The organism is Frankia casuarinae (genome assembly GCF_000013345.1).
Lineage (GTDB): Bacteria > Actinomycetota > Actinomycetes > Frankiales > Frankiaceae > Frankia > Frankia casuarinae.
This window is the reverse complement of record NC_007777.1, coordinates 1,677,067-1,693,495: the sequence shown is the minus strand read 5'-3', so window position 1 is coordinate 1,693,495 and position 16,429 is coordinate 1,677,067. Positions and strand designations below refer to the sequence as shown.

Annotated in this window: 11 protein-coding genes; 7 read left to right on the top strand and 4 right to left on the bottom strand. The window is 72.5% G+C overall.

Translation table 11 applies throughout. The annotated features are described in order from the left end of the window. Nucleotides 1-224: 224 nt before the first annotated feature. The 3 genes from FRANCCI3_RS07065 to FRANCCI3_RS07055 are packed head-to-tail and all read left to right on the top strand — an operon-like array spanning nucleotide 225 to nucleotide 5,295. Nucleotides 225-1,253 (top strand): AAA family ATPase, encoded by a 1,029-nt coding sequence (locus FRANCCI3_RS07065; RefSeq protein ID WP_011435847.1) that lies wholly within the window; start codon nucleotides 225-227, stop codon nucleotides 1,251-1,253. A 38-nt stretch (nucleotides 1,254-1,291) separates the two neighbouring features. Beyond that, entirely contained in the window at nucleotides 1,292-2,731 is a 1,440-nt protein-coding gene (locus FRANCCI3_RS07060; RefSeq protein ID WP_011435846.1) for a DUF58 domain-containing protein, read from the top strand. Continuing rightward, nucleotides 2,728-5,295, top strand: coding sequence for a transglutaminaseTgpA domain-containing protein (locus FRANCCI3_RS07055; protein ID WP_023840959.1), 2,568 nt, complete (start codon nucleotides 2,728-2,730; stop codon nucleotides 5,293-5,295). The genes FRANCCI3_RS07060 and FRANCCI3_RS07055 overlap by 4 nt, the downstream gene beginning before the upstream one ends. Here the strand turns inward: FRANCCI3_RS07055 and FRANCCI3_RS07050 are convergent. After that, nucleotides 5,243-5,653: a DUF3040 domain-containing protein gene (locus FRANCCI3_RS07050; protein WP_011435844.1), complete on the bottom strand. Its 411-nt coding sequence runs from the start codon at nucleotides 5,651-5,653 to the stop codon at nucleotides 5,243-5,245. The two genes, FRANCCI3_RS07055 and FRANCCI3_RS07050, sit on opposite strands and share 53 nt — an antisense overlap. 167 nt (nucleotides 5,654-5,820) lie before the next feature. Then, nucleotides 5,821-6,633, bottom strand: coding sequence for a class I SAM-dependent methyltransferase (locus tag FRANCCI3_RS07045; protein ID WP_011435843.1), 813 nt, complete (start codon nucleotides 6,631-6,633; stop codon nucleotides 5,821-5,823). Here FRANCCI3_RS07045 and FRANCCI3_RS27875 point away from each other — a divergent pair. Then, the gene (locus FRANCCI3_RS27875) at nucleotides 6,632-6,871 is read left to right on the top strand and encodes a hypothetical protein (protein ID WP_035730597.1); all 240 of its coding nucleotides are present in this window, start codon (nucleotides 6,632-6,634) and stop codon (nucleotides 6,869-6,871) included. The two genes, FRANCCI3_RS07045 and FRANCCI3_RS27875, sit on opposite strands and share 2 nt — an antisense overlap. A gap of 76 nt (nucleotides 6,872-6,947) precedes the next feature. On the opposite strand, the gene FRANCCI3_RS24255 is transcribed toward FRANCCI3_RS27875, so the two are convergent. Together FRANCCI3_RS24255 and FRANCCI3_RS07030 are read right to left on the bottom strand one after the other, a co-directional pair. Further along, nucleotides 6,948-7,589, bottom strand: coding sequence for an SAV_6107 family HEPN domain-containing protein (locus FRANCCI3_RS24255; RefSeq protein WP_011435842.1), 642 nt, complete (start codon nucleotides 7,587-7,589; stop codon nucleotides 6,948-6,950). Nucleotides 7,590-7,663: 74 nt separating this feature from the next. Further along, a complete protein-coding gene (locus FRANCCI3_RS07030; RefSeq protein WP_011435841.1) occupies nucleotides 7,664-8,401 on the bottom strand; it encodes a hypothetical protein in 738 nt (245 codons plus the stop codon). A gap of 336 nt (nucleotides 8,402-8,737) precedes the next feature. Here FRANCCI3_RS07030 and FRANCCI3_RS23260 point away from each other — a divergent pair, with 336 nt between their 5' ends. The 3 genes from FRANCCI3_RS23260 to FRANCCI3_RS07015 all read left to right on the top strand — a co-directional run bounded on the left by FRANCCI3_RS23260 (nucleotide 8,738) and on the right by FRANCCI3_RS07015 (nucleotide 16,266). Next, on the top strand, nucleotides 8,738-12,697 hold the full coding sequence (locus FRANCCI3_RS23260; protein ID WP_011435840.1) for a BTAD domain-containing putative transcriptional regulator: 3,960 nt from the start codon (nucleotides 8,738-8,740) through the stop codon (nucleotides 12,695-12,697). Continuing rightward, a complete protein-coding gene (locus FRANCCI3_RS07020) occupies nucleotides 12,694-13,437 on the top strand; it encodes a hypothetical protein (RefSeq protein WP_011435839.1) in 744 nt (247 codons plus the stop codon). The genes FRANCCI3_RS23260 and FRANCCI3_RS07020 overlap by 4 nt, the downstream gene beginning before the upstream one ends. Nucleotides 13,438-13,581: 144 nt before the next feature. Next, complete coding sequence (locus tag FRANCCI3_RS07015; RefSeq protein WP_011435838.1) at nucleotides 13,582-16,266, top strand: FAD-dependent oxidoreductase; 2,685 nt, start codon at nucleotides 13,582-13,584, stop codon at nucleotides 16,264-16,266. Nucleotides 16,267-16,429 lie beyond the last annotated feature (163 nt).

Here is a 16,429-nt window from a genome sequence, read left to right as displayed (position 1 = left end):
CATTTGGTCTCACTCGCCGTCCCGGCGAGGCCGGTCAGCTACGGACACCTACCCCTCAATCTCCTGTCGGGTTCCGCTTCGAGGCATGTTTCCTCGACCACCACGGCCTGCGCGCCCGCGGTGGATGTCACACTCGGGGGGGGACAGGTCCCACCGGGGCCGGGTCCGCGCATCCCGACGCGCGACGCATCCCGACACTCGACACCCGGAGGGGGGCCAACCTCGTGGTGACCGACCCTGGTCTTCTGCACTGGCGTGACCCGGTGACCGACATCGGCCATCTCGCCGACGTCACCAATCGAGTGCGGACCAGCGTCGAGACGGTCATCGACGGCAAGTCCGAGGCGATCACGACGGCCCTGGTCGTGCTGCTGTCCGAGGGTCATCTGCTGATCGAGGACGTCCCCGGGGTCGGCAAGACCATGCTCGCCAAGGCCCTCGCACGGTCCATCGATGCCCGGGTGCGCCGCATCCAGTTCACTCCGGACCTGCTCCCCGGCGACGTCACCGGAGTCAGCATCTACAACCAGGGCACCCGTGACTTCGAGTTCCGTCCCGGCCCGGTGTTCGCCAACATCGTCGTCGGCGACGAGATCAACCGCGCCGAGCCGAAGGCGCAGTCGGCGCTCCTCGAATGCATGGAAGAACACCAGGTCACGGTCGACGGCGTCACCTACCGGCTCGAGTCACCCTTCATGGTGATCGCGACCCAGAACCCGGTGGAGATGGAGGGCACCCGGGCGTTGCCGGAGGCCCAGCGCGACCGTTTCACCGCCCGGATCTCGATGGGCTACCCCTCCCCCGCGGCCGAGCTGGAGATGCTCGACAGCCACGGCAACGCCAACCCGCTGGCCGGCATCACCCCGGTCACCGACGCCGCCGAGATCGCCAAGCTGATCGCACTCGTCCGCACGGTGCACGTCTCGCCCGAGGTGCGCCACTACATCGTCGACCTGGTCGGCGGGACCCGCACGCATCCCGAGATCGCGCTCGGCGCGTCCCCCCGGGCGGCGCTGCATCTCATCCGTGCTGCCCGGGCCCGCGCGGCCCTGGACCAGCGCGGTTTCGTCCTCCCCGACGACGTTCAGGAGATGGCTGTCCCGGTCATGGCGCACCGCCTACTGCTGCACCCCGAGATCATGCTCTCCGGGGAGCCGACGATCGAGGTCGCCGCCCGCATCCTGACCGACGTCCTGCGCCGGATTCCGATCCTTCGCCCCGGTACGGCACGCCCGACCCGGCACGGCCGTTAGAGCTCCGTGTGCGGAACCTCCGGGTGCGGAACCTCCGGGTGCGTGACTTTGTCGCGGCGCTGCGTGGCCTGACGATCCGCGGCCGGTCGTTCGTCGCCGCCGGCATCGCCTGCGCGGCGTCCGCGGCCGTGCTCGGCGAGCAGGACCTGCTGCGGATCGGCCTGCTCGTCATGCTCCTCCCCGTGCTCGCGGCGGCCTTCGTCTGCCGGACCCGCTACCGGCTCGCCTGCACCCGCCGGCTCGAACCGAGCCGGGTGACCGCCGGGGACCGGGTCTCGGTCCAGATCAGGCTGGAGAACGTCAGCCGGTCGCCGTCGTCGGTGCTCCTGCTGGAGGACGCTGCCGCGGACGGGCTGGGCGGCGGGGCCCGGTTCGTACTCGACCGGATCGAGCCCGGTGGCAGCCGGGACCTGTCCTATGTCCTCCACGCGGGGATGCGCGGCCGCTACCAGATCGGACCGATGGCGATCCGCCTCGGTGACCCGTTCGGGCTGTGCGAACTGTCGCGCAGTTTCCGCAGCCTGGACGAACTGGTCGTGGCCCCCCCGATCGAGCGGCTGCCGCCGGCCCGCCCGACCGGTGCCGCGCGCGTCAGCACCGAGCTGCGCCGCGCGACCGGGCTCGTGGGTGAGGACGAGACGACGACCCGTCCGTACCGGTCCGGCGACGACCTGCGCAAGGTGCACTGGAAGACGACCGCCCGCCGCGGCGAGCTGATGGTCCGGCGCGAGGAGCACCCGCGGACGGGCGGGGCGACCATCCTGATCGACACTCGGGCCCGGGCGTGGCCTGACGGGGGCCCGTCAGCGTCGTTCGAGTGGGCGGTGAGCGCGGTCGGGGCGATCGGCGTCCACCTCGTCCGGGGCGGGTACCGGGTCCGGCTGCTGACCGATCAGGGGCTGGCGGCCATCGCCGCGGAGGGTACCGTCGGCGGGCTCCTTGACGAGCTTTCGACGCTGACGCCCGCCCCCACCGAGTCCCTGTACCCAGCGCTCGCGGCCGGCCGCGGGCGAGTCGATCGCGGCGGCATGTTCGTCGCCGTCCTCGGCCGCACCGATGCGCCCACCGCCACCGCGCTGGCCGGGCTGCGGCCCCGCAGCGCCCCGGCGATCGCGGTGCTCGTCAACGTGGCCAGCTGGAGCACCGCCGCGGCGGCCCCGAAGATCGCCGCCGACCTCGAAACGACGCACGCGGTGCTCACCCGCGCCGGCTGGGCGGTCCTCGGCGCGGCGGCGGGCACCAGCCTCGCGGCGATGTGGCCGCGGGTCGCCGCCCGGGCCCGGGGCCCGGGCGGCGTCGGTGCCCCGGGTGCCGCCGGAGTCTCCGGACGTCCCGGGGCCGCGGGACTCACCAGGACCGTGGGACTCACCGGGGCGACGGGACTCACCGGGGCGACGGGACTCACCGGGGCGACGGGACTCACCGGGGCGACGGGACTCACCGGCGATCTCCACACCGGCGGACGGTCGGTGCCGTGAACGCCCGCCCGGTGCCCACAGTGATCGCCACCGTCGCCTGTCTGCTGTCCACCAGCGCGCTGACCCGTCTGTTCGAGGGTGTCCTCTGGTGGTTCGGGCCGGTGCTCGTTGCCACGACCGTGGCCGTCGGGACGGGGGTGGCGAGCCGCCTGCTCCGGCTGCCGGCGGCGGCCGAGATCCTGCTCAGTCTGGTCGGCCTCATCGGCACCGTCACCGTGCTGTCCGCGCGGTCGACGGCGTTGCTGGGCTTCCTGCCGACCGCCACCACGGTCGAGACGCTGCACACGCTCATCTCCGCCGGCGGCTCCGACATCTCACGGCTGGCCGCGCCGGTGCCCGCCCGGCCGGGCCTGGTGGTCCTCACGGTGATCGGCGTCTACCTCCTGGTGATGATCGTCGATCTGATCGTGGTGAAGTTCGACCACCCGACGCTCGGCGGCCTTCCGCTGCTGGCGCTGTATGCGGTGTCGGCGGCGATTCTGCCCGGGGGGGTCGGCGTGGTGCCCTTCCTGCTCGGCGCGGTGAGCTTCATCGCCCTGCTCCTGCTCGACGGGCGGTTGGCGTACGAGCGATGGGGCCGGACCGTCTCCGACCAGCGGAGGGCTGGCGTCGAGATGTTCGGCGGTCGCATCGCCGTGGGCGCGCTCGGGGTCGCCGTCACCGCGCTGGTCGCCGCGATCGTGGTGCCGCTTGGCCTGCCGTCCCTTGACGGCGAGGGACTGGTGTCGCGCAAGGGTGGATCCGGTGCCGGGGACGGTCCGAGTTCGGCCAGCGTCGTGCAGCCGATCGTCTCGGTGAGCCAGCAGCTGCACGCCAGCACGGAGGTGCCCCTGCTTCGGCTGCGCTCCGACGAGCCGAAGTATCTGCGACTGACGGCGCTGGAGAACTTCGACGGCCAACTGTTCACCCTGCGGGCGTTGAATGCCACCCGGGAAGACCGGGTCAGCGAGGGATTACCGAAACCACGGACGGGCGGCGCTACCCAGTCGGTGCGTGCGGAGGTGGCCGTCACCGGGCGGTTCAACGAGCTGTATCTGCCGGTTCCGGGCATCCCAATCCGGATCGAGGGGCTGACCGGCGACTGGCGGCTGGCGAGCCCGACAGGCACGATCTTCTCGACCCGGACCTCGACGGCGAACGCGCACTACCAGGTGGACGCGGTGGTGCCGAATCCCACAAGCGCACAGCTTCAGGCCGCGACCGGGCCGATCCCGGACTCGCTCGGCGTCGCGACCGCGCTCCCTGACAATCTCGATCCCCAGCTGCGTCAGCTCACCAAGGCCGTGACCGCGGGTGCGCGCACCCCCTATGAAAAGGTGTACGCGATCCAGGAATACCTGCGGGGGCCGCAGTTCACCTACGACCTCCGGGGCGCCCCCACCACGCAGGAGGGCGCGCTCAGCCAGTTCCTGTTCGACACCCACCGCGGCTACTGCGAACAGTTCGCCTCGGCCATGACGGTCATGGTGCGGATACTGGGCCTACCCGCCCGGGTCGCGATCGGCTTCGTCCCCGGGGAGCGGCAGAGCGACGGCAGCTACGTCATCACCAACCGGCAGGCGCACGCCTGGCCCGAGGTCTGGTTCCCGTCGATCGGCTGGATCAGCTTCGAGCCGACCCGCCGCAGCGACGGAACCACCTCGGCGCCGTCCTACGCCCCCGCCGGGCCCGAGGACCCCGACAACGACGCCGCCCTGCCGGAAGAGCAGGCTCAGGCCGAACCGCAGGCAGTGCCCGAGCCGGTGCCCGTGCCGGATACCTCCACGCCGGCTCCCGGCGACGATCCGACCGCGATGGGCGCTGCGCGGTCAGGTGACGACGCATCGACCTCCACCGAAATTCCCTCCTGGGTGGTCTGGCTGTGCGCTGCCCTGCCCGTCCTGGGCCTGCTAGCCGTTCCGGCGATCATCCGGATCCGGCGGAGGCGGGTCCGGCTGCGCCCGGCCGAAGACGATCCCCCAGATCCGTCTGGGGCGACGGTGGAACGGGTCCACGACGCCTGGGCGGAACTGCTGGACGTCGCCGCGGACCTGGGAATCATGATCCGGCCGAACGACTCGCCGCGGGCCGGAGTGGCCCGGCTGACCGCCTACCTGGACGCCGAGCCGACCACCGCACAGGCTCCGGGATCCGGCCCGGAACCGTCTGCGTGGCAGTCCGGGGGCAGCGAGCCCCCCACGACCTACCCGCAGGCCCGCGCGGCACTCGCCCGACTGGCCTCCGCGGAGGAGCGGGCCCGCTACGCGCCGCCGGAGATGGCCGCGCCGCCGTCCGTCGCAGACCTCAGCGAAGATGTCGTCCTGGCCACCACCACGCTGTTGGCGCTGGCACCGCGGGCCAGGCGGATGTTGGCGCGGATCGCCCCGGCATCGGTTCTCCGGCGCGCCGCGCCGGCCTCGGCGCGCGGACGGTCGAGGATGGGACGGGGAGGCGGTAAGGACGACGGACCCGCCACGCCCACCACGGTTCAGAACGAAGACAATCAGGACAATCAGGACTGGCTGGACGCGGTCAGGGACGGTCCTCCCAGCGCCGCCGCCACCGCTCCTCGACCCGTTCCATGAACGGAGCCCTAGCCCGCGGCTTCGGCTTCGATCCCCCCTGCACGCCGCCCGGCCGCCGGTGACCGGTGTCACGGCCGCTGATCCGGCGCAGGTCTGCCGCACCGCGCAGCGCGGCGAACAACATCATGAGGAAACCGAGGATGCCGAGGATCACCGTCAGCGGTACCCGGTTGAGTACCACACCGACGACCAGGACGGCCAGACCGAGGACGAAGACGACCGCGCTGCGGCGCACCCGGCGCAGCAGATAGGTACGGGGGTCCGTCGAACGCACGGTACTGGCAAACTTTGGATCGTCCTGTACGAGAGCGCGCTCGATCTGCTCCAGCAGGCGCTGCTCGTTCTCCGAGAGCGGCATCGACGCTCCTCCCACGACCTGTAGGCCCGGCGGACGGAACCTGATAACCAAGGATAGGCATGTGCGGGCGGGTGCGGTAGGCAACCTGTCATGCTGGTTGGAACCGAGCGATTCCCGTCACCTGGTCCGTGCCCGAACTGGGGTCTTTCATACCGGGAAATCCACGGTCACGGGAACCCGGCGGCGCCGGCTTCGCGAGCGGTACCAGCGGCACGACGGCGGGCAAGCACGTGCAGCTGTGCCGCGAGGTCACGGAACGGCTCCAGGGCGGCCGCGGCCAGTTCCAGGCGCAGCAGCCGCTGCGCGGTGAAGGGATCGGAGTCGACCCGCGCCCCGGGGACCAGGTCGGCGAACACGCGCACCCCGTGGACGTCGACGACGTCCGCGCCCGCCGCGTTCACCAGCGCGACGATCTCGGCGGTGGTGAACCCGGCGGGCGTCCGGGGCGCCCCGGCGCCCTGGCCGGTCAGCACGGCCTGCGCCTGCTCGAAGCGACCCGCCAGGGCGCGGGCGAGCACCGTGGCAGCCCGGCCCGCGACGACGAGGCTGAGAACGCCTCCCGGGCGCAGCACCCGCAGGGCCCCCGCCAGCGCGGCCTCGGGATCGTCAACGACGTCGAGGACGGAGTGGCACAGCAACAAATCGGCGGTCTCGGCTCCGACGATGCCGGTCAGGTCGGCCAGATCGCCCTGCTCGGCCGTGACCCGGTCGGCGACGCCCCGTTCGTCGGCGCGACGGCGCAACGCTGCCAGGGCGTCCGGCGACGGGTCCACGACGATCACCAGGTAGCCCTCGACCGCCAGGGGTACGGCGAAGCCACCACTCCCACCGCCCGCGTCAACGATGATCGGCGGGATGGCTGTGGCCGTCGGGGCCACCGACCAGGCCGGAACCCCCGCTGCCGATCCGGGCAGGACCGTCCGCAGGCCGTGCCAGATCGCGGCCTGCCGCAGATCCGCGCCGGTGACATGGCTGGTCATGCGCGTCGCGCCTCCTCACGCCGGCATCGTCGGCGCCGCCGTCAGCCCGCTCGCCCACGCCGGAGGACCAGGCGCGTCACCGACCCACGGTGAGGCCTATGGCGACCCCGACGACCAGCCCGCCAGCCGACAGCCCTACGACCCGCAGTACCCAGATGTTGCGACGCGCAACGGCGGACGGCACGGCCCGATGCGCGCCGCGGTGCCGATGCTCAGAACCGGTGAGGACCATCGATGATCTCCTGCTCCGCCAACCACTACCCCTCGGAAGGTAACCGATAGTGACCGATGCTCACCGTAAACGCAACCGCTCGTCACCCACCCGGGGCGCCGCCGGGCCGACCACGGTCAGCCTGCCCTCGGCCCGGCGACATGACCATCGTGACCTCCCCAGGCCCGACCGGACCGGTGCCGGCGATCATCGGTTGGGACGGGAGGCCCAGTACGCCCTCGACAACCCCGACGAACAGATCGACCTGACGGATCAGATCATCGGCCTCCCGCCTGGTCACTACCTTCAGCCCGGCCTCGGCCGCCGATCGCCGGGCGGCCCCCGCCGCGAAGAACTCCGCCCACTCCGCGAGCTCGGGGGCCACCCGGACAAGCAGGCACCAGGCACTCACGGGCCGACCGCGACGACCGGGACGGGGCCGGGCCCGGTCCGCCAGGACAGCGGCCGCCGCCCGCAGCGCCGCGAGGTGGGCGAGGGCGTAGCGCTCCCCGGCCGTCTGGGCGCACTCGGCCTCACCGAGACCGCGCCGGGCGGCGACCAACAGATCGTCGCGGGAGCGGCGAGGCAACCCCGCCGCCGGCACCAGGGTCCGTCCAACCGGCCCGGTGGATCCACCGTGCGGCCCGGTGGATCCACCGGGGCCGCCAAACGCACCCTTACCGCGGGCCGCTCCTCCCGCCGGGTCCGAGCCACTGTCCGAGCCACTGATCGGCCGACTGGTCACGGTGGTCACAACACCTCCCGAGTCTCGAACATAGGTTCGATCACGAAGTAGTGAACCCTCGCCAGCGCCGCCCGTCAAGCATCGAGGTATCGAACACGCGATCGAGCAGATCCGGCGACCTCGGACTCGACCACCCGAAGAAACCAGCCGAGGACGAGCAGGGCCACCACGTCGGGAACCCATCCCAGCCGCGGGTCCGCGACTTTCCCCCGACAGACATGTCCCGAATCCGCACCTGTCGTCCGGGCCACCCGGGTGACCCTCGGGTCGAGCGCATCCGGATCGGCCACGACAAGCGCCGTTCCGTCCAGCGCAAACCGGATGATGTTCACATCACGGTGACCCACGAGCCCGCTGGCGAACTCGCCGCGGGTCGGCCTGAGCCAACGCAGCGTGGCACCGTCCGACAGGCGCACCCAGCCCCCGTGGCGGCCTGGCTCGAAGGCGGCCAGGGGCACCCGTCCCATGGGTTCGACCAGACGGATCCCGAAACCGTCGAGGTCGGTCTCCAGCACGAACGGCCGGCCGGCCGCCATCAGCTCGACCCGGCCCCGCGACCACCAGTCGGCCAGCACCGCGCCCTCGTCGGTCTCGACGTGCACGTGCCGGACCGAGGCGTGCCGGGATACCGACTCGATCCGGAAGATCAGCTCGTGCGGCAGTCCGCCGGCCCGCCGCGGGAGAAGGTCCGCCCCGGCCGTCGTCCGCGGTGTCCGGGTCCGGGTCACCGCCGGGGTCACCGCCGGGGTCACCGCCGGGCCCGCCGCCGACGCGGGCCGCCTCGCCAGGCTCCTGGGCACCGTGATCGCCATGTTCCCAACCCCCTCCGCCTCGCCGGCCGTCTCCCGGCCGTCTGCCGCCTCGATTTCGTGGACTCAGTGCACCTCCAAGCGATCAACACCCACTGCACGCACAATCACCAGAACCATTGAGAATGTGTTGATCGGAACACCTGGATTCCGCGATCGGGTCACACGACACCCCACGGAGTCGGACCGCCACCCGCGTCGCACCGGACACCGGGCGCCGGAGCAGGCCTGACGCGGAAACGACAGGGGGCCGTTCCAGATCGGTAGTTGCCGCCATGTCCCCTCCCGGCGCACGCTGCGGTAATACAGACATCACCGGGGGTCGTACGAGAGGACCAGATGCCTGACCGCGACAGCCTGCAGTTCGCCATCCTCGGCCCGTTGGAGATCACTGCCGGGGGAGCACCCATCGTGCTCGGCGGCACCCAGCGCAAGGTGCTGATGGCCGCGTTGCTGCTGGAAGCCGGTCAGGTGGTGCCCGGTCACCGGCTGCTGGAGGTGATCTGGGGGGACCCACCGCCGGAGAAGGCGCTGGCCACATTGCGCACCCATGTCAGCGAGCTGCGGCGGCGGCTGGAGACCGGTTCCGAGGTGCTGTTGCGCAAGGGGACCGGGTACGTCCTTGACGTGCGCCCGGAGCAGATCGACTCCGAGCAGGCCCGTCGGCTGCTGGAACAGGGCCGGCGCGCGGTGGATGACGGTGACCCGGTGAGCGCGATCGCCCCGTTGCAGGAGGCCCAGGCCCTCTGGCGGGGACCGCCGCTGGTCGACCTGATCGACTACCCGTTCACCCGGGCCTACGTGGACGCCCTCGACGAACTCCAGCTCGACATCGCCAAGACCCGGATCGCCGCCGATCTCTCTCTGGGTCGTCATCGCGAGGTCATCGGGGATCTGCGCGTGCTGGTGACACGGCACCCCCACGACGACGGGCTGCGCCGAGAGCTGGTTCTCGCCTTCTACCGGGACGGTCGGATCGAGGACGCGGCCCGGGCCTGCCGGGAGGGCCTGGAGGCGCTGCACGACCTGGGGCTGGACTCCGCGATGTTGCAGCAGCTGCAGGAGGACGTGCTGCGCGGCGCGTCCAGCCTGGCCTGGACCCCGCCCCGCTCGCTCGACCGGCGGGTCTCCGTGGCGCCCACGAGCCAGGGGGGGTACCAGCTGCCCCCGGACATCCGCGAATACACCGGGCGCGACACGATCCAGGCCCAGGTGCACGCCATGCTGACCGATCCGGTCGGGCTGTCACGGGGAACCGTGGTGGCGGCGTTCGCGGGTAAGGCCGGCGCCGGCAAGACCGCCCTGGCCGTGCACATCGCGCATCGCGTCCGCACGGGGTTCACCGACACGCTGTACGTGGACCTGCGGGGCAACAGCACCCCGCTGGCCCCGGCCCGGGTGCTGTCCCGGTTCGTCCAGACGCTCGGGGTCAGCCGCTCCGCGGTACCGGCCGACCCCGACGATCTCGGCGAGATGTACCGGGAGCTGCTCGCGACCCGCAAGGTCCTGATCATCCTCGACAACGCGGGGGGCGAGGCACAGATCCGGCCGCTGCTGCCGACCAGCCCGGGCTGCGCGGTCATCATCACGAGTCGGTCGCGGCTGCACGGTCTGAGCGCCCCGTACTGGATGGTGGACGTCCTGCTGCCCAGTGACGCGGTGGAGCTGCTGGCCAAGATGGTCAGCACGCAGCGGGTCGACACCGAGCCCGAGGCCGCGCGTGACATCGTCGGCCTGTGCGGCTACCTACCGCTGGCGATCCAGATCGCCGGGCGCAAGCTGGCCGCCCATCCGCACTGGAAACTGGCCCGCCTGGCCGGGCGGCTCGCCAACGAACGCGACCGGCTGTCCTGGCTGGAGGCCGGCGACCTGGAGATCCGGGCCAGCTTCTCGCTGAGCTACGAGGGCCGGCCGCCGGACGAGCAGCGCGCCTTCCGGCTGCTGTCGCTGCCCGCGATGAGCGATTTCGCGCCATGGGCCGCGGCGGCGGTCCTCGACCTCGACCTCGACGAAGCCGAGGACGTCGTCGACCGGCTCGCCGACGCCCAGCTACTCGAACGACGTGGCGCCGACCGGACGGGAACCGAGCGCTACCGCTTTCACGACCTGCTCCGGGTGTTCGCCCGGGAGCGCGAGACCGGGGTCGGCACCCCGCTCGGCCACCCCGCGGCCCCGGGTCGGATCCCCGAGGCCGGCGGGGACAACCGTCACACCGGCAACGGGCACACCGGCAACGGGCACACCGGCAACGGGCACCACGACGCTGCCGGGGCCCCCTCCGCCGGGGCCCCCTCCACCGAGGCCCCCTCCACCGAGGCCCCCTCCACCGTGTCCGGAGAACACCGGGCGGCCTTGGGGCGGCTGCTGTACGCCTATCTGGCGATGCTGCGGGAGGCGGTCGACACCTTCAGCCCCGGCGGGGTGCGCACCCTCACCCCCGCCGCCGAGGACGCGGCGGCGCTCACGACGGGGGCCGTGTTTCGGTTTGAACAGGCAGGCGTCGCCGACCTGGTCGGTCGGCCGCTGGTCTGGTTCGGCGGGGAACGGGGAAACCTCCTGAGCCTGATCGACCAGGCCCACGCGGCCGGTCTCGACGAGCCGACCTGGCTGCTCGCCACCGAGGCCGCCGAGTTCTACGCCTTCGCGGCGCACTGGGGCGACTGGGAGCAGAGCCACGTCCTGGGGCTGGCCGCGGCCCGCCGGGGCGGGCACCGCCTCGCCGAGGCGACGCTGCTGACCAACCTCGCCGAGCGCGACATCACGCTGGCCTTCGAGGACGCCTTCTGGCGACTGGACGCGGACGGCACGGACCCCGACGGTCAACCGGCGGTCGAGGTCTACCGGGCTACGGTCGACCACCTGGCGCTGGCCACGGAACGCCTCACCCGCGCCCGGAAGATCTTCGTCGACTTCGGCGACGAGCTGGGTGAGGCCCGGACGCTGCGCGGGCTGGCCGACGCCTGCCGCGGTCGGGGGGAGTTCTCCGCGGCCCTGGTCCACTTCGAGGCCGGCCTGGAGATGATGCGCCGGGGCGGCGCCCGCAAGGCCGAGGCGGAGACCCTGGTGAACGTCGCCATGGTCCACGGCGACCGGGACGAGCTCACCGACGGCATCAACTGCCTGACGATGAGCCTGTCGATCGCCCGCGAACTCGGCAACCGCCCGCTGGAGGCGCTGGCCCTGCGCCGGTTGGGCGATCTCCACCGTTTCCAGTACCGGTTGGACCGGGCTCTGGCAAGCTACAACGAGAGCCTGCCGCTGCTCGCCGAGCTACCCGACACCCGCTGGGAGCCACGCGTGCTCATCCGCCGGGGTGACATCCTCGCCCAGATGGACGACCATCCGGCGGCGCGGCGATCCTGGCAGCAGGGCATCACGCTGCTACGTCAGCAGGGCTCCCCCGAGCTGCCGGCCGCCGAGGAACGGCTGAGCGCACCGGTCACGGCCGAGCCCACCCAGTTCACCAGCGGGCGGCTGCTCAGCACGTTCGACCCGGCGTACTTCATCGCCCGGATCGCATCGTCCCGGCGCAGCGTCCGGTTACTCAACACCTGGACGGATCTGGCGACCCCCGAGCACCGGACCGCCTTCGCCGACGCGGTGCTCGCGGCGGTCGACGCCGGAGCGATCATTCAGGTGCTCCTACTCGACCCGGACTCCCCGGCCGTGGCCGGACGAGCCGCCGACCTCCTGCACAGCGTCGACGTACCGGGCATGATCCGCTCGAACCTGCTGGTCCTCGAGGCACTGCGGGATCGGCTCGCTCCCGTCCTGCGCTCCCGGCTCGCGGTGCGTCTCTACACCGAACAGCCCCTGACGACGTATCACCGCTGGGACACCGGGGCGCTGGTCTCGACGTTCCCCGTCGGGTACTCCTCGGCCGCCGCGACCCAGCACGAGGCGGCCGTCTCCTCCACCCTGGTCCAGTTCGTCGAACAGCACTTCGAGCGGCTCTGGAGTCTGGAAGGGAGCACCGCCTTGGACGACTATCTGCGGGTGCCGCTGCGCGTCTCCCCGTCGGACGCGGGCCATCTCGAGGTACAGGCCGAGTTCGTGCGCCTCGACGGGGCGGTGTACGTCTCCTCCCCCGACCTCGTCGCGCTGCTGGGCCGCGGCGGTCCGGACGGCCTGCTCGCGGAGGTGGCGGGCGACGGTCGGCATGTACTGGCTGGAACCGGACGGTGCCGGATGGTACCCCTGCGCGACAACGACGGCGCCGGGGCCGTGGCCACGGCCTTCGCCGACAAGTACGGGGCCGCCCGGGACAGCTTGCTGCGCCTGTCATCGGTGCGGCGATGAGCACGCTTGTCACCGTCGACTTCTGGCGGGTGCCCCGGCGACGGATCGGTTACGCCCTGGCGCGGATGGCCGCCGACCGTACCGCCCTGCGGCACACACCGGGACTGACCTTCGCAAAACTGCTGGGCACCGGTTCGGCGAGCAGTTTCACCCTGCGCGACGCCGATCCGTGCCAGTGGGCGATGGTCGCCGTCTGGTCCTCCCCGTCGGCGGCCCGTTCCTTCGAACGATCCGCGCCGGTGCGGGCATGGTCGTCGCTGGCCGAAGAACGCTGGCGGATCGACCTTCACCCGCTGTCGTCACGTGGGCGGTGGTCACGGCAGGAGCCCTTCGGCGACCCGGCGGCGTCGAACGTTCCGCCTCCCGCGAGCGCCCCCGCGGCGGTCGCGGTGATCACCCGGGCCCGCATCGCCCTGCGGCACACCCTCGCCTTCCGCCAAGCGGTGCCGGCGGTGGCGGTCGACCTCGCCGAGGCCGAGGGTCTGATCTTCGCGGCTGGCATCGGGGAGGCGCCGATCGGCTTACAGGGAACGTTCAGCCTCTGGCAGGACGCGGCGTCGCTGCGCAGGTTCGCTTACGGCCGCCCCGCGCACAGCGAGGTCGTCCGGCGCACACCGATGGTCGGCTGGTACAGCGAGGAACTGTTCGCGCGGTTCGCGGTGCTCGGCTCGCGGGGGACGCTGGGCGGGCGGGATCCTCTCCTGCAGGTCAGCCCCGGGCCGACGTTGACGCCGCGTTGAAGATCCGGCCACGGCCCCCCGCCGTATCCGGGCGGGGACACGGCCTGCTTTGACACCCCGTTGAACGGCACCCGCCACCGTGGAGGGGCCGCCCGTACCTTCCCACGCCCCGCACCTTCCCACGAACCGGGTGAAGCAAGCCGCATGTCGATACCCCGCGAGCAGGCGCCCTGGACGCAGCCCCCCCGCCGTCGGGTTCTGATCGCGACACCGGTGAGCGAACGGGTCGCGCGGCTCGTCACTCGGCACGACGCCGCCCGGCTACGCCCGGAGCTGGCCACCCGGCCGACGGGCCTGGCCGACGCCCTGGTCGAACTGCGGCCGCACACCCTCGTCGTCGGGGTGAACGCGGTGGATGGACCGGCACTCGAACGGTGGGCCACCGCGGTCCGCACGGACCCGGCGGAGGCCGGCCGGGACCGACCCCTGCTGCTGGTCCGCCGGGGCACCTCCCTCGCTGCCGTCGACCTGGCCGCCGCGGCCCGCCACCGGATCGAGGTGCGCAACACCCCCGAGGTCAACGCCCGGCACGTCGCCCGGTTCATCGTCGACCGGCTGTTCGACCCGCTCGGCCACGCACCCGGCGCCGAGTCGGCCGGGGCCGCCACGCGCACCGATCGGCCGGGCGTGCTCGGCCTCGTCGGCGCCGGAAACATCAACAGCCGGGTCGCCCGGGAGGGCGTCGCACGCGGCTGGCACCTGGCCGTGCACGCTCCCTCACTCGCGGCGAGGCCGGCGACGGTCGCGCTCTGGGCGGCGAAGCACCGACTGCCGGTAGACCGGATCCACGTCGCCCGCACCGTCGAGGACGTCCTCGACGCCGCCGATCTGATCAGCATCGCCGCGCCCCTCGTGCACGACGGGCCCCGGATATCCGCGGGCATGATCGACATGCGGCACGTCAAGTCGTTCACCGGCCGCCGACTCGTGTCGGTCAGCGAACCGCACGTCTTCACCGACCGGGCGCTGGTCGACGCCTACGACCGCCGCGACCTGGAGGTCGTGATCGACAACGCCCCCCGGTTCCTCGGCCCGGTCCGCGAGCTGCTCGCGGGGCGGATCGCCGAGGACGGCGGGGAGCCGCGGCGCGGATTCACTCTCTGCTCCGTGGCGATGCACAGTCCCGCCTGCAGCAACGATCTCGATCAGGCGTTCCTCGCGGTGGTCGGACGGGCCGACCTGGACGACCTCACCGGGAACGACCTCACCGGGAACGACCTCACCGGGAACGACCTCACCGGGAACGGCCTCACCGGGAACGGCCCGAAGGACGATCGTCATGACCTGGCCGATCGCCGGGGCGATCGGCGGGGCACCGGCCGCCGGGCCGTCGAGGACCCGGCCTCTGACGGTTCCGCCGTCGACAAGCACGACGTGGTGGTCGTCGGCGGCGGGATCGTCGGACTCACGATCGCGCTCGTGCTGCGGCTGCGGGGCCACCCCGTCCGGGTCCTCGACGCCGCGCCTGCCGACCGGGCAGACCCTGCCGCCCAGGGCACGACGTTCGCGGGGACGAACGGTCGGCACCTGTCGGCGACCGAGACCCTGCCGCAGGCGGACGCGAGCCGCGCGGGTGTCCTCGATCGCGATCCGACGCACGGCGGCTGGCGGCTACGGGACCCGGAGTCGCTGTCGGAGCCGGAGAGGGCCTGGGCCGGCGCCTTCGAGCAGTGCGCCGACCGTCCCGGGCTGCACGCGGTGGCCCGGGACCTGGTGATCGCCCTGAACCGGCTGGGGTTGCGCGGGTGGGAGCATCTTTTCGCGCTCGCCGACGGCGGGGACGGGCTCGCTGCCGGGTGCGGGTTGCGCTGGGACGCCCGCATCCCGCGGATCTATCTCGGTCCGGACGACCTCGCCGCGGGCGAGCGGCTGCAGCGGTCCGCGGGGGGGCGGGTCGTTCGGTTGTCCCGGGCGGACCTGGTTCGCGACTGGCCCGCGCTGGGCCGCTCGGTCCCGCTGCCCGACGGCGTCCGGGAGGTGACCGCAGCGGTCGAGGTGGACGGCTACGCGGTCAACATCCACGATCTGGCCACGGTACTCATCGACCGGCTGCGGGCCGCGGGCGTCGAGGTGCGCGCCGGCACCCGGGTGGAACGCATCGAGACCGACATCGAGACCGACATCGAGACCGACATCGACGGGAACCTCGACGGGAACCCCGACGGCAACGGGAACGAGGCCGGGCACGAAATCGGGAACGGAGCCGGCAGCGGGGTCCGGCTGCATCTCGCGGACGGCTCGACCCTGCGCACCGGCTGGGCCGTGGTGACCGTGGCCGGCCGCGACCTGCAGCGGCTGCTGGGCGCCGCCTGGCCCGGCGCCGGTGCCGTCGCGCATCTGCTCGGCCTCTCGCTGACCCTGCCGAACCCGGGTCTGCGACGGCCGGTGAAGGTCCACGCCGGAGATCCCCTAGGTGTGATCAATGTGACGCTGTCCGCCGATGGTGCCAGGATCCATGTCAGCGGCGGATTCGGGTATCTGGGCACCGCCGTGCGGGCGGCCGCGGACAGCGGCGTCGCCCGTCTGCGCGCGGTTTTCGAGCAGGCGGTCGCCGGCCTGTTCCCGACGCTGCGCCGGCCTGACGGCAGCGTGGAGATGCTCGACGTCCGCGTCTGCGAGCGCCCGGCGACCCCGGACGGCCTCCCCCTTGTCGAGGCCGTGGCAGACCACGGCGGCCGGGTGATCGTGGCGGCAGGGACGAACGCGGGTGGCACCGTGCAGGCCCCGGCGGTGGCCATGCTGGTGGCCGACCTCCTCGCCGGCACGCCGCGCTGCGCCACGCTCGCCATGGCCGGTGATCGGGCCGGTCTCCCACCCATCCGGAGTTAGCACCCTCCACATCAGTGGAATGACGTTACGTAGCAGTAATTCCCATCGCCGAGCGGTGCCGGCGGGCGGCGAGTTATCGTCGAGCGACGTGATGGTGCGCCCCAGCCTCCTGGCTCGCCGGACCCGACTCGTGGGGCCAGGTCGGCGATCCGGGCGCGGACAG